At 62.3% G+C, this 13,172-nt stretch carries 14 protein-coding genes and 1 riboswitch; of the genes, 10 read left to right on the top strand and 4 right to left on the bottom strand.

From position 1 onward, the window contains the following. Nucleotides 1-3 precede the first annotated feature (3 nt). Genes modA through modC form a run of 3 tightly spaced genes read left to right on the top strand, consistent with a single transcriptional unit; the run spans nucleotide 4 to nucleotide 2,613 of the window. A complete protein-coding gene (gene modA / locus FAA97_RS11355; RefSeq protein ID WP_136598638.1) occupies nucleotides 4-792 on the top strand; it encodes a molybdate ABC transporter substrate-binding protein in 789 nt (262 codons plus the stop codon). A 34-nt stretch (nucleotides 793-826) separates the two neighbouring features. Beyond that, nucleotides 827-1,519, top strand: coding sequence for a molybdate ABC transporter permease subunit (gene modB / locus FAA97_RS11350; protein ID WP_136598637.1), 693 nt, complete (start codon nucleotides 827-829; stop codon nucleotides 1,517-1,519). Continuing rightward, nucleotides 1,519-2,613 (top strand): molybdenum ABC transporter ATP-binding protein, encoded by a 1,095-nt coding sequence (modC, locus tag FAA97_RS11345; RefSeq protein ID WP_136598636.1) that lies wholly within the window; start codon nucleotides 1,519-1,521, stop codon nucleotides 2,611-2,613. The genes modB and modC overlap by 1 nt, the downstream gene beginning before the upstream one ends. 7 nt (nucleotides 2,614-2,620) lie before the next feature. On the opposite strand, the gene FAA97_RS11340 is transcribed toward modC, so the two are convergent. The 3 genes from FAA97_RS11340 to FAA97_RS11330 are packed head-to-tail and all read right to left on the bottom strand — an operon-like array spanning nucleotide 2,621 to nucleotide 5,473. Continuing rightward, nucleotides 2,621-3,013 carry a winged helix-turn-helix domain-containing protein gene (locus FAA97_RS11340; RefSeq protein ID WP_136598635.1) on the bottom strand — a complete coding sequence of 131 codons (393 nt, stop codon included), beginning with the start codon at nucleotides 3,011-3,013 and terminating at the stop codon, nucleotides 2,621-2,623. 4 nt (nucleotides 3,014-3,017) lie between these two features. Beyond that, a complete protein-coding gene (locus tag FAA97_RS11335) occupies nucleotides 3,018-4,457 on the bottom strand; it encodes an FAD-binding oxidoreductase (RefSeq protein WP_136598634.1) in 1,440 nt (479 codons plus the stop codon). Continuing rightward, complete coding sequence (locus FAA97_RS11330; RefSeq protein ID WP_136598633.1) at nucleotides 4,454-5,473, bottom strand: L-threonylcarbamoyladenylate synthase; 1,020 nt, start codon at nucleotides 5,471-5,473, stop codon at nucleotides 4,454-4,456. The genes FAA97_RS11335 and FAA97_RS11330 overlap by 4 nt, the downstream gene beginning before the upstream one ends. Nucleotides 5,474-5,684: 211 nt before the next feature. Here FAA97_RS11330 and FAA97_RS11325 point away from each other — a divergent pair, with 211 nt between their 5' ends. Then, nucleotides 5,685-6,764, top strand: coding sequence for a GGDEF domain-containing protein (locus FAA97_RS11325; RefSeq protein WP_136598632.1), 1,080 nt, complete (start codon nucleotides 5,685-5,687; stop codon nucleotides 6,762-6,764). A 17-nt stretch (nucleotides 6,765-6,781) separates the two neighbouring features. On the opposite strand, the gene FAA97_RS11320 is transcribed toward FAA97_RS11325, so the two are convergent. After that, a complete protein-coding gene (locus tag FAA97_RS11320) occupies nucleotides 6,782-7,384 on the bottom strand; it encodes a DUF6656 family protein (RefSeq protein WP_136598631.1) in 603 nt (200 codons plus the stop codon). Between the two features lie 301 nt (nucleotides 7,385-7,685). Beyond that, nucleotides 7,686-7,889, top strand: a riboswitch (cobalamin riboswitch). Between the two features lie 103 nt (nucleotides 7,890-7,992). Between FAA97_RS11320 and FAA97_RS11315 the strand changes: the two genes are divergently transcribed. From FAA97_RS11315 to minE, 6 genes are all read left to right on the top strand, one after another. Then, entirely contained in the window at nucleotides 7,993-9,237 is a 1,245-nt protein-coding gene (locus tag FAA97_RS11315; protein WP_136598630.1) for an aromatic ring-hydroxylating oxygenase subunit alpha, read from the top strand. A gap of 2 nt (nucleotides 9,238-9,239) precedes the next feature. Beyond that, nucleotides 9,240-10,325, top strand: a complete 1,086-nt coding sequence (locus FAA97_RS11310; protein ID WP_136598629.1) for an FAD-binding oxidoreductase — start codon at nucleotides 9,240-9,242, stop codon at nucleotides 10,323-10,325. Between the two features lie 283 nt (nucleotides 10,326-10,608). Next, nucleotides 10,609-11,079 carry a BA14K family protein gene (locus tag FAA97_RS11305; protein WP_136598628.1) on the top strand — a complete coding sequence of 157 codons (471 nt, stop codon included), beginning with the start codon at nucleotides 10,609-10,611 and terminating at the stop codon, nucleotides 11,077-11,079. A 185-nt stretch (nucleotides 11,080-11,264) separates the two neighbouring features. Next, a complete protein-coding gene (gene minC, locus FAA97_RS11300) occupies nucleotides 11,265-12,029 on the top strand; it encodes a septum site-determining protein MinC (protein WP_136598627.1) in 765 nt (254 codons plus the stop codon). A gap of 29 nt (nucleotides 12,030-12,058) precedes the next feature. After that, nucleotides 12,059-12,874 (top strand): septum site-determining protein MinD, encoded by an 816-nt coding sequence (gene minD / locus FAA97_RS11295; protein ID WP_136598626.1) that lies wholly within the window; start codon nucleotides 12,059-12,061, stop codon nucleotides 12,872-12,874. After that, entirely contained in the window at nucleotides 12,871-13,131 is a 261-nt protein-coding gene (minE, locus tag FAA97_RS11290; RefSeq protein ID WP_136598625.1) for a cell division topological specificity factor MinE, read from the top strand. Before minD ends, minE begins: the two co-directional genes overlap by 4 nt. The last annotated feature ends 41 nt before the right edge of the window (nucleotides 13,132-13,172 follow it).

Here is a 13,172-nt window from a genome sequence, read left to right as displayed (position 1 = left end):
CGTATGCGTCGCATTGGAACCATTGCCAATGTCCTGCTGGGACTGTGCGCGCTGCTTTTCCTTGGCACGCCGCAATCCCGGGCTGGTGAACAGATCACCGTCTTTGCCGCCGCAAGCCTCAAGGAGAGCGCCGAAGCCGTGGCCGAAAAATGGGAGGCCGAGACCGGCAATGCGGTCACCTTGTCTTTTGCCGGCAGTTCGACACTGGCCAAGCAGATCGAGGCCGGCGCGCCGGCTGATCTCTTTCTCTCGGCCGACCAGCGCTGGATGGATTACCTCTCCGAAAAGGGCCTCATCGACCCGGAAAGCCGCATCGATCTCCTGCGCAACCGGCTGGTTCTGGTGGCGCCGAAGGCGGACGCAAAGCCTGCCGATATCGCGCCAGGCTTTCCGCTCGCAACCCTCCTCGGCGAAAACCGGCTTGCCATGGCCAATGTCGATGCGGTGCCAGCCGGCACCTACGGCAAGGCGGCGCTGGAGAGCCTTGGCCTCTGGGACGGCGTGAAGGACAGGGTGGCCCAGGCGGAAAACGTGCGCGCAGCGCTTCTCCTCGTATCGCGCGGCGAAGCGCCTTACGGCATCGTCTATGAAACGGATGCAAAAATCGATCCATCGGTCGCCATCGTCGGGCGCTTCCCGGCAGCCAGCCATCCGCCGATCATCTATCCGGCAGCCCGCCTGCTGTCGTCGAAAACACCGGCGTCGGCGTCCTTCCTCACCTACTTGCAGGGGCCGGAGGCGCATGCAATCTTCATTGGTGCCGGCTTCAGCGTGATGGCGAAAACCGAATGAAAACAGGGCTGTTGCAGCGTCGGGAGATGACGGATTGAGCCTGACCGATGAGGAACTGACCGCGCTTTTGCTCAGTCTCAAGGTAGCAGGGGTCGCGGTCGTGTTTTCGCTGCCCGTCGGCCTGGCGGTCGCGTGGCTCCTGTCGCGGCGCGATTTCCCTGGCAAGACGGTGCTGAACGGCCTCGTGCATCTGCCGCTCATCCTGCCGCCTGTGGTCACCGGTTATCTGCTCCTCCTGTCCTTCGGCCGCAAAGGGCTGATCGGCGGTTTCCTGGAACAAAGCCTCGGTCTGGTCTTCTCCTTTCGCTGGACGGGCGCAGCGCTTGCCGCAGCCGTGATGGGCTTCCCGCTTCTGGTCCGCTCGATCCGCCTGTCGCTCGACGCCGTCGACGTCAGGCTGGAAGACGCAGCGTCCACGCTTGGCGCAAGTCCGGTCCGGGTGTTTCTCACCATCACGCTGCCGCTCATCCTGCCCGGCATGCTGGCCGGCTCCATCCTTGCCTTCGCCAAGGCAATGGGAGAGTTCGGCGCAACGATCACTTTCGTCTCCAACATTCCAGGCGAAACACAGACCCTTGCCTCCGCCATCTACACCTACACGCAGGTTCCAGGCGGCGATCTTGCCGCCATGCGCTTGACCCTGCTCTCCATCGCCGTTTCGCTGCTTGCGCTCATCGCATCGGAGGTTTTTGCCCGCAGGCTTGCCGCACGGATGGGGACGACCTGATGCTTTCCGTGTCCGTCCGCCACGTCCAGGGCGCCTTCACCCTCCATGCCGATCTTCAGCTCGACGGCGGCCTTGTCGCGCTGTTTGGTCCCTCGGGCTCGGGCAAGACGACGCTTGTCAACATCCTGGCCGGTTTGATCCGGCCGAGCCATGGCAAGATCGTCTTCGCTGGCGAAACATGGGTCGATACCGATCGGAAGCTTGTCATCCCGCCGCACCACCGCCGCATCGGCTATGTCTTCCAGGAGGGGCGGCTTTTCCCGCATCTCACTGTCCGGCAGAATCTGCGCTATGGCGAGATGCTGCTTGCGAGAGAGGCACGGCGTGAGAACCTTGACCGCGTGGTCGAGATGCTCGGGCTCTCGGCGCTTCTTCCCCGTTTGCCCTCGGCGCTTTCTGGCGGGGAAAAACAGCGCGTGGCCTTGGGGCGTGCGCTCATGGCAAGCCCAAGGCTGTTACTGATGGATGAGCCGCTCTCGGCCCTGGACGATGCATTGAAGCAGCAGATTCTCCCTTACATCGAGCGCATCCGCGATGAAGTGGGTGTTCCCATTCTCTATGTCAGCCATGCCAGAGATGAGGTCGCCCGGCTTGCCACCGGCCTCGTTCTCTTCGAGGCGGGCAGGGCAACCGCCATCGGCGCGCCGGGCGCCATTCTGGAAACCGTGGCAAGGCCTATGGCTGGCCTGCCCGCCGGCAATTTCATCGAAGGCGTCATCTGTCGCCATCATGAAGACGATGGTTTGACGGAGGCGCGCTCGCCCGGCGGCCCGCTTTTCCTGCGCAAGACGGATTTGCCCGAGGGCACACGCGTGCGGGTCTTTGTGCCGGTCTCCGATATCGTCGTTGCAACAGGTCCTGCCGAGGGATTGTCGACGTTGAACCGGATGCAGGGGCCGATCGTGGAATGCAGCGAGGAGGGCGACGGTATGCGGCTGCGCGTCAATTGCCAGGGTCAACTCATGATCGCCGATGTCACGCGCCGCTCGGCGCAGCATCTGGGGCTTGGGGCAGGGCGCCAGGTGACGCTGCTGTTCAAGACGGTATCAATCGCGCCGCAGGGTGTCTTCCATAAGGCGCAAGGCGAAAGCTGAAGCCTGCCTAGTCCGGCTTGTCCTTGCCGGTCGGCTTCTTTGCTGGGGCAAGAGCGGATACCGTGTGCGCCGAGAGCCAGTCGAGCTCAACCGACAAGGCCTTACGGCTCACCTCATCCATCCGCATGCAGCAGGCCAGCAAGTCCTGGCCAAACGGGGTCAGCGCCGCACCGCCGCCGGATTTGCCGCCATGCTGTGTTGCGATGGAGGGTTCCGTGAACATGCGGTTGATTTCATCGGCCAACAGCCAAGCACGCCGATAGGACATGCCCATCGCCGCTCCCGCCGCCCGGATCGAGCCGTGTTCCTCAATCAGCGCCAGAAGCTTCGCCTTGCCCGGTCCCAGCCGCGCGCCGTTCGCAAGGTCAATCCGCAGCGAAAGGCGAGGGGAGCCGGCCATGGTCTCAGCCGATCACCTTGCCAGGGTTCATGATCCCTGAGGGGTCGAAAGCCTGCTTGATCCGCCGCATCAGCTCCGTCTCGATGGCAGGCCGGCTTGCGGCAAGCTCGTCGCGCTTCAGCTGGCCAACCCCATGCTCTGCCGAAATCGAACCCTGGTGCCTATGCACCACCGCATGCACCACGGCATTGACCTCGCGCCAGCGGGCAATGAAGGCGGCCTTGTCGGCGCCAACGGGCTGGCTGATATTGTAGTGGATGTTGCCGTCGCCGAGATGGCCGAAAGCGCAGATACGCGCATCCGGCATCAGCGCATGGACCGCGGCGTCAGCCTCTTGGAGAAAGGAAGGCACGCGCGAGACCGGCACCGAAACATCGTGCTTGATCGAGCCACCCTCCGGCTTCTGCGCCTCCGACATACTTTCGCGCAGGTGCCAGAAGGCATCCTGCTGGGCAAGCGAGGCTGCAATCGCTGCGTCGTCAACCAGTCCCGCCTCGAACGCCTCTTCGAGCAGGCCATGCATCATGGCTTCGGCCGTCTCGGCGGAATCCGAGGTCGAAATATCGATGAGTGCGTACCAGGGATGAACTGAAGTCAGCGGATCGCGAACGCCCGGAATATGGCGGGTGGTGAATTCCACTCCGATCCGCGGCATCAGCTCGAAGCCGGTGAGGGCGGAGCCGCAGCGTTGGGCCGCCTTATCGAAAAGGGCAAGCGCCGCATCAGGAGAGGCAAGGCCGGCATAGGCCACCTGCCGCCCGCGCGGCCGCGGCACCATTTTCAAGACGGCACCGGTGATCACGCCAAGCGTGCCTTCCGCACCGATGAAAAGGTCGCGCAGGTCGTAGCCGCTATTATCCTTCTTCAGCCGTCGCAACCCGTCCCAGATTTCGCCGGTCGGCAGAACGACTTCCAGCCCCAGGCAAAGCTGGCGCATGTTGCCATAGGCAAGCACGGCAGTGCCGCCCGCATTGGTGGCGAGATTGCCGCCGATGCGGCAGGAGCCTTCCGAGCCAAGCGACAGCGGAAAGAGCCGGTCGACTGCTTCTGCGGCCTTCTGCACATCGGCGAGGATCGCCCCGCCATCGACGATCATCACGTCGGCCACGGCATCGACTTCGCGAACGCGGTTCATCCGCTCCAGTGAAAGCAGAATGTCCCGGCCGTCCTCACGCGGCACCTGACCGCCCACAAGCCCGGTCCGCCCGCTGACGGGAACGACGGGGGTTCCGGTCTCGCTTGCAAGCTTGAGAATGGCAGACACTTCCTGCGTGGACGCAGGCTTCAGCACCAGCGAGGAGCGACCGTGGTAAAGCCCACGGTTCTCGGTCAGATAGGGCGCGATATCGCCGTCTGTGGTCAGAGCATTGGCCGGGCCGACGATCTCTGTGAACGCGGAAATCACCTCGGAAATCGGTGCGGAGGAGAGCGTGGCAATTGTCATGGATCTGATCCTTCTTCTCGAGGGTCCCCACCCCGGGGCGCTGCCGCCCGCACCAGCCGGTCGTTGATCGCTTCGCCCAGACCCTCGTCGGGAATGGGTGTCACGGCAATCGCGGATGCGCCGCTTTGATCTGCCTGCTTGAGATAGGCAAAGAGGTTGCTCGCGGCTTCTGCGAGATCGCCCGTTGGGCTGAGGTCGAGCACGAGCGTGGCCTCTCCGATGCCTTCCACCGCTTCACCAGCGAAACGCAGCACTGCTTCGCCAGGTGCGACGCTTCGCTGATTGAGCCTCACCGGGCAGTCGGGTGCATAATGCGAGGCCAGCATGCCCGGCGCCTCGATCGCTGCCGTGCCCGAAGGCTTGAGGCGCTCGACGCTGAGACCCGTCACTCGCTCGATCGCTTCGACGGGAATGCCGCCCGGCCTGAGCAGCCGTATGCGGCCCTCCTCCACCTTGAGGATGGTCGATTCCACACCGACGGGGCAGGCGCCGCCATCGACCACCAGATCGATGCGGGAGCCGATGTCTGCTGCCACGTGATCGGCGGTCGTCGGGCTGATACGGCCAGAGGAATTGGCGCTTGGTGCTGCCAGCGGGCGGCCATAGGCGCGGATGAGTTCGCCGGTAAAACCACGCGGCACACGGATGCCAACGCTGTCGAGACCGGCGGTTGCGAGCGGATGGATCGTCGAGCCCGCTGCAAGCGGCAGAACGAGGGTAAGCGGTCCCGGCCAGAAGCTTTCAGCCAGCAAGCGGGAGATCGGGTCGAAGACGGCATAGCGCTCGGCCATGGCGAGATCCGACATATGGCAGATCAGCGGATTGAAGCGAGGACGCCCCTTGGTCTCGTAGATGCTGGTGATCGCCTTGGCATCGCACGCGTCGGCGGCAAGGCCATAGACGGTTTCCGTCGGCACCGCGACAGGGCGGGCACGGCTGAGAACCGAAACAGCTCTCGCAATTGCGTGCTTCCGATCTGCGCTGGCATCGCTGCCAATTGCTACCCTGTCTGCCATCAAGCCGGTCCGCGTTTGTTTCTCCGTCCTTAGCGCGTTCAAACCACAGGGATCAAACGGGATTTTGTCTCAATCGCGTCGCGTGGGATACTTTCGGTCACAAGCGGCGGGCTATCCTTAAAATTTTAACCAGCCCCGTAACTGAAAGAAAGAAAACTTCTGTCAGTTTTGCAAACAAGGGAAACTTTGCCACAAGCCGGGAACCTCATAGATGCAGCCAGTCAAAAACCCAGCCGCCAGCATTGCACTTCGCGTGGCAACCGCCATGCACCAGATGGGCATAGACGGCCTGCCGCGCAACTACGAGCTGGTCTACGAGGCCTATTCCGGCAACAATCCCGAACTCGTCCGTGATTTCATCGCACTCGGCAAGGTGAAGACGCAGGAAGCGCTGGATGAGCTGGGGCGCAAATATCTGCCGCACCACCACGAAGATGGCATTCTCGCCCGTCAGAATGGCCAGGTTCGCGCCGAAATGAGCAGTTTCATCAGCCTCCTGAATGAGGAAAAGATCTCGCTCACCGATTATGGCCGCGTCATTGGCCACGCCTCGCAGACCATCATGACGGAGGCCGATCTGGAGGGCACTCCGCTCGGCCAGTCGATCAAGATGCTGAAAGCCGCCACCGAAAAGCGTGCCTACCAGAACAGCAACGTCGTGCGCGCCGTCGTCGACAAGACCGCATCGCTTGCCGACATGCAGCGCGAAGCGGATGATGCCGAAGCCGCGAAGTTCGTTGATCCGGTGACCCGTCTTGCAAGCCGCCGTGCCTTCAACAAGGCCGTGGCCAAGATCTATTCCAATGCCGAAATGCCGGTTCTGTGTGGCGTGGCGATCGGCGAGATCGACGACTATACCCGCATCCAGGAGCAGCTCGGCTCGACGGTCGCCGAGCGCTTCCTCCTGCAGGTCGCCAAGGTCATGGATGCAGTTTCCGGCGGTGGAGACCTCGCCTGCCGCTTCGATGGCGGCCGCTTCGGCCTGCTGCTCTATACCTCGGATCGGGAAGAGGTCTCGCGCGTCGTCGATCTCGTCCGCGCCAAGCTCAAGGCGAGTGCACTTGTCGGATCGAATGGCGGGCGCAGTTTCGGCCAGCTCACCATGTCCTTCGGCATCTGCTTCTCGGAGCAGGCGCCCAACGCCTTCGACTTCACCAACTTTGCAGATAAGGCGCTCGCCACCTCGAAGGCCGCCGGCGGCGATACCGTCACCGTCTACGGCACCTCTGACATCGTCTCCAAGGACTGGCTGATCTACAAGAAGAAGCCGGTCGGCGGCTTCGGCGCCTGATCCAGAAGGCTGGCGCCTCAGAGCTTCGCGATGATCTTGCGAAGCTCGGCATTGCGCGCGCCGAGCATCAGCACGTTGCGCAGCGCTTCCTGCGGGTCCTGCGTGGCAAATAGCAGACCGTTCTCGCGCACGGTGCGGTCGATGGTCATCGCCCGGCTGTCAGCATCCGGTTTCATGGCAACGGCAAAGTACATCCGGTCATACTGCTGTCGGATATGGTCGAAGAACGCCTCGTCCCCGCCGAGCTCCGCCACGAAATTGGCGATGTAGAAAGCCCAGCGCACATCGGCGTATCTTGCGAAATTCGCGCGTGCTGCCGTCACATGGCAGTAGCCAAGATGCGGGCTGTTATCCAGGGTCCGATGGAAGATGAGCTTCGGGAAACGGATGTCGCGATGCACGGCGCTGAGCCGCGCATGGGTCGTCTCCGCCGCTGCCTCCAGCCGTTTGCCGGTCCGTTCCGCCACTTCTGCATAGGTCAGGTAGCGGCGTTCGTCGGGAAGCCAGTCATCGCGATGGCGCGAAATGCGCCCGGTGCGCAGAAATTCCGTGTGCTTGACCTTGGCAAGCGCGCTCGGGTCGCTCTTGCGGGGTGTCGCGTAGTATCTCAGTTTCTGCATGTCCAAGGTCCCAGCCGGTGCGATCGCGCCCGAACGGGCTCCCGGCACGGTTGATGGCGATCTTTCACGAGTATGCACGGAAGAGATTTCCCGAACCTTGCCAAGGTTAACGGCATTTTTAATCAAGACTTCTGTCCGGTTTGCGCCGCAAAGTGCGGCTTTTCCGAATGCGGCGCCCATTAGCGCTCGGGAAAACAAACGGAAATGATCGAATGCTGTGCGACTGGCGAAATTGCGACATGTCGCAAACGTCTTGGGCCGTGTCGTATCGCAGTGCGGCAAGCCTGCAAGGCTGTGATTAGATAATCGTCAAGCTCGAGGTGCTGCTCCTCTAGGGAGGGCGGAAAATCGGGAAGCCGGTCGAAATCCGGCGCTGCCCCCGCAACGGTGGTGGAGAATGCGTATCGGCAAAAATGCCACTGGGGGCAACCCTGGGAAGGCGCCGGCGCGGTCCGCAAATGGACCACTCCTCAGCCCGGAAACCAGCCTCGGGACATGAAACATTCAAGGTCGCGGAGGGCGACCGGAGATGCGCCCGCCGCCATCCTCGTGAAGGGGAGGGAGCGATCGTTCTCCCACGTCTTCCGTCAGCGCTAAACGAGGACGACATGGATCTGCAGGCGACCGTACTGCGGCAGCTCAAGAACCGCCGCGAGGGTTTCTCCCTTGAGCAGCCCTTCTACATCGATCAGGACTATTTCAAGCTGGATATGGAAACGATCTGGTATCGCGACTGGCTGTTCGTTGGCCATGATTGCGAGATCCCGCGTGCCGGCAATTATTTCACCGCCCAGATCGGCGATTACCCTGTCGTCATGGTGCGCGGCAAGGATCAGGTCATCCGCGCCTTCCACAACACCTGCCGCCATCGCGGCCACCGCGTCTGCACCCAGGCGCGCGGCGCCTCCGCCAAGCTCGTCTGTCCCTACCACCAGTGGACCTACGACCTCGACGGTTCGCTCGTCTTTGCCCGCCAGATGGGCGAAACCTTCGACAAGAGCGAGTTCGGTCTAAAGACCGTGCATTGCGAAAGCGTCGCCGGTTACATTTTCATCTGCCTTGCCAATGAAGCCCCCGATTTCGCCCCCGTGCGTGCCTCGATCGAACCCTATATGAAGCCGCACCGGCTCTGGGAGGCCAAGGTCGCCCACCAGAATACCATCATCGAGAAGGGCAACTGGAAGCTCGTCTGGGAAAACAACCGCGAGTGCTATCACTGCGCCGCCAATCATCCCGAACTCTGCCGCACCTATCCGGAAGCGCCGACCGCAACCGGCGTGCAGGGGGCAGGCGACGATCCGTTCATTGCCGAACACTGGGCCCGTTGCGAGGCCGCCGGCCTGCCGTCAGAATTCAAGATGGACCCCACCGGCCAGTTCCGAACGGCCCGCATGCCGCTGATCCAGGATGCCGAAAGCTACACCATGTCCGGCAAGCCGGCTGTCAGGAAGCCGCTCTCCTCCGAGGTCCCGATCAGCCATATCGGCACCATGCTGCTGTTCCACTACCCGACCACCTGGAACCACATCCTGGGGGATCACGCGATTTCCTTCCGCGTGCTGCCGATCTCGGCCGAGGAAACGGCTGTTACCACCACCTGGCTGGTCAACAAGGATGCGGTCGAGGGCGTCGATTACGACCTCGAGGAACTCACCCATGTCTGGAACATGACCAATGACCAGGACCGGTCGATCGTCGAGGAAAATGCCTTCGGCATCCGCTCGCCGGCCTATGAGCCTGGTCCCTATTCGGTCGGTCACGAAGGCGGCGTCATGCAATTCGTCGAATGGTACACGACCTTCATGATCAACCGGTTGCAGGGCGACAAGGCCCGCCTGACGGCGGTGGCTTGACCATGAACATTGCCGTTACCCAGTATCGCCATGTCGACGAGATGCGCCCCTGGTCCGACCGGGAGCACCTCTTGGAATGCGTCGCCGTCACGCCGGAAGCCCCCGACGTGATGACCTTCACCTTCAAGCCGAACAAGCCGGGCCTCTGGTTCCGCTATCTGCCCGGCCAGTTCGTCACGCTGGAAATCCCCGTCGGCCCCGAGCCGGTCATGCGCACCTATACGCTGTCGTCGAGCCCATCTCGGCCTTACACCGTGGCCATCACGGTAAAGGCACAGGCCGACAGCATCGGTACGCGCTGGATGTTCGATCACTTAAAGCCCGGCATGGCCCTGAAGGCCATCGGTCCGCTCGGCGACTTCTCTTATGCGCGGCATCCGGGAAAGAAGTATCTCTTCATCTCCGCCGGCTCCGGCATCACGCCGATGGTGTCGATGACGCGGGATCTCGGCGACCGTGCACCCGACAGCGACATCACCTTCCTCAATTGTGCCCGCTCGCCCGACGACATCATCTTCCGCTGGGAGCTGGAGGCGAGGGCGCGCGAGATGCCGAACTTCCAGCTCGGCTTCATCATCGAGCAACTCGGCCGTGGCCAGCTCTGGTCGGGCCTGAAGGGCCGCATCGACAAGGCCAAGATCGCGTTGCTGGCGCCCGACTTCCTTGATCGGACCGTGTTCTGCTGCGGTCCTGCACCCTTCATGGCAACCGTGCGCGAAGCGCTTGAGGGCGCGGGCTTCGACATGAAGCAGTATCACGAGGAAGCCTTCCAGCCGGTCAAGCCGGACCTGCCGATCGTGGTCGCCGACCATTCGGATGGCGAGGCGGCAACGAAGGTTACCTTCGCCATGTCCGGCAAGGACGGGCTCTGTGCGCCCGGCCATACCGTGCTTCAGGCGGCCCGCGCCGCCGGCGTGCGCATCGGGGCGGCCTGCGAATCCGGGCTCTGCGGCACCTGCAAGGTAATGAAGCTCTCCGGCGAGGTCGATATGGACCACAATGGCGGCATCCTCGATGACGAGATCGACGAGGGCTATATCCTCGCCTGCTGCTCGCGCCCCAAGGGCGATATCGAGATCGAGGCCTGATCGAGAAGGCGTTGGCCTGGCAGTCTCAGACGGGCTGTCGGGCCCTTTCGTCTCTGTGCGAAACGTCACAGAAAGCCTGCATGACAGCGGTTCCCGATGGAACTTTAAACCCCTCGTTCCGTTAAGTGGGACTGGCGCCTGCCGGGTTCGTGATCAGCCGTGAAAACCGGTGATTGTGGTGTTAATCCAAGGTTCATGCAGTGGTTTGTAGCCTTGGGTCAAGATCAACACGGAGCCTTAAGCGAGCGTGAAGATCGACCGAAACATGCAGGGAGAAAATGTCATGAAGACTGCATTGAAGCACACCGCGGCCATTGCACTGGCCTCCGTCATGGCTCTGACAGGGCTCGCCCCGGCTCAGGCCTCCATGGTCGTTCGCCCGAACGCACCGGCTCAGGTAACATCTGATGTTACGGATGTTCAGTACCGCCGTGATCGTCACGACCGTTGGGAGCGCCACGGCCGCTACGAAAACCGTCGCGGCTGGTATCGCGGTCACCGCGGCTATCGTGACCGTCGTGCGGGCTATCGCTACCACAACGGCTATTGGTATCCGCTGGCGGCCTTCGCAGCCGGTGCCATCATCGGCGGCGCTGTTGCTGCCCCGCCACGCCGGGTGATCACGTCGGGGGCGCTTCCGGCCAGCCACTACAGCTGGTGTGAGAACCGCTACCGTTCTTACGACGTCGGCACGAACTCGTTCCAGCCGTATAACGGTCCGCGTCAGCAGTGCGTCTCCCCCTACTATCGCTAAGGGGAGCGACCACGCCGTAAGCTCGGCGCAGGCTTGATATCATCTACTTGAAAACCGCCCGGAGTCGTCACTTCGGGCGGTTTTTCTGTCGCCGGATCTTGAGCATTTCCTAACGCTCCGACCCCGATATTAACCATTTGTTAACCATGGGAGCGTTACTCATGGTCAACGATTTGTTTACGTAGATGACCAAAGTGCTAACCGAACCACGCTCCATTCGCATCAAAGGCAGATCCTTCCTGGCCGTCGTCCTGACGCCGGACCTTCCGTTCGCCGACTGGCTGACGCGTCTGGACGATCTGGCAGCCCGGTCGGCTGGGTTCTTCCTCGGAAGGCCCGTCGTTCTCGATATCTCCGAGATCGATACCGACCGCACGCAGCTGAAAATGCTGATCGCCGAACTTGCGTCTCGCAATGTCAGCGTCATGGGCATTGAGGGCGGTCGGCCTTCGCTGATCGAGCCGGGAATGCCGCCGGCCTTGAAGGGCGGTCGCGCTGCTGCCGACTACGAAGTACCGGAAACGGATGCGGCAAGCGACGCGGCTCAGACCAAGTCTTCCAAGAAGTCGGAAAAGGCAGCGGCAACGCCAACACCGGTCGTGGTCGAGGCACGCGAGGCGACGCCGTCGCTGATCGTGCGCGAGACGGTCCGGTCTGGTCAGTCGATCATCTATACCCAGGGAGACGTGACCGTGATCGGTTCTGTTTCGTCTGGCGCGGAAATCATCGCCGGCGGGTCCGTGCACATCTATGGCGCGCTGCGCGGTCGGGCTTTGGCCGGCTGTGTCGGCAATGCCGATGCGCGGATCTTTTGCCGAAAATTTGAATCCGAACTCGTGGCGATCGACGGCGTCTATGCCATGGCCGACGACATGAGTTCAGAACTGCGAGGTCATCCCGTTCAGCTCTGGCTGGATGGCGATGCCATCAAGGCGGAGACGATGCAGTGACACACAGCGGGGATCAACAGGAGACGAACATGGGTAAGGTGATCGTTGTTACATCAGGCAAGGGCGGCGTCGGCAAGACCACGTCGACCGCAGCCCTCGGCGCCGCGCTGGCCAAGCGCAACGAAAAGGTCGTGGTCGTGGATTTCGACGTGGGCTTGCGCAATCTCGATCTGGTGATGGGGGCCGAGCGCCGCGTCGTCTACGATCTGGTCAATGTCATCCAGGGCGATGCCAAGCTGCCGCAGGCGCTGATCCGCGACAAGCGGCTCGAAACCCTGTTCCTGCTGCCGGCCTCCCAGACCCGCGACAAGGACAACCTGACCGCCGAAGGCGTCGAGCAGGTCATCAACGAGTTGAAGAAGTATTTCGACTGGATCATCTGCGATAGCCCGGCGGGCATCGAGCGTGGCGCAACGCTTGCCATGCGCCACGCCGATATTGCTGTCATCGTCACCAATCCGGAAGTGTCCTCGGTGCGCGATAGCGACCGCATCATCGGCCTGCTCGATTCCAAGACGCTGAAGGCCGAACGCGGCGAGCGGATGGAGAAGCACCTGCTCCTCACCCGCTACGACACCAACCGCGCCCAGCGCGGCGACATGTTGAAGGTCGAGGACGTGCTCGACATCCTGTCGATCCCGCTGATCGGCATCATCCCGGAAAGCATGGATGTGCTGCGCGCCTCCAACATCGGTGCTCCGGTGACGCTGGCCGACGCACGCTGCGCCCCGGCTGTGGCTTATTTCGAGGCTGCCCGTCGCCTGGCGGGCGAGCAACTGCCTGTCACCATTCCGGGTGAAAAGCGCAGCCTTCTCGAGAAAATCTTCGCACGGAGAGCTGCATGAGCATCTTCTCCCTTTTCCGCAAGCAGCACTCGGCGCCTCTGGCGCGAGAGCGGCTTCAAGTTCTGCTCGCTCACGAACGGGCAAGCACGGGCACGGATCTGGTGGCTGTGCTGCGCGAGGAAATCCTGGCCGTCATCGCCAAGCATGTTGAGGTCGATTCCGACCGCGTCAACGTGAAGATGGATCGCGACGAGCACATGACGATCCTGGAGATCGACGTGGAAATTCCGCTCAACGCATCGCGCATGGCAGCCTGAGCGCCGCGCAGATACGAAAACCAGAAAGGCCGCCGACGAAA

The sequence above is a fragment of the Peteryoungia ipomoeae genome (assembly GCF_004912165.1).
Lineage (GTDB): Bacteria > Pseudomonadota > Alphaproteobacteria > Rhizobiales > Rhizobiaceae > Allorhizobium > Allorhizobium ipomoeae.
The sequence above is the reverse complement of the archived record's forward strand: the minus strand, read 5'-3'. Positions and strand labels throughout refer to the sequence as shown.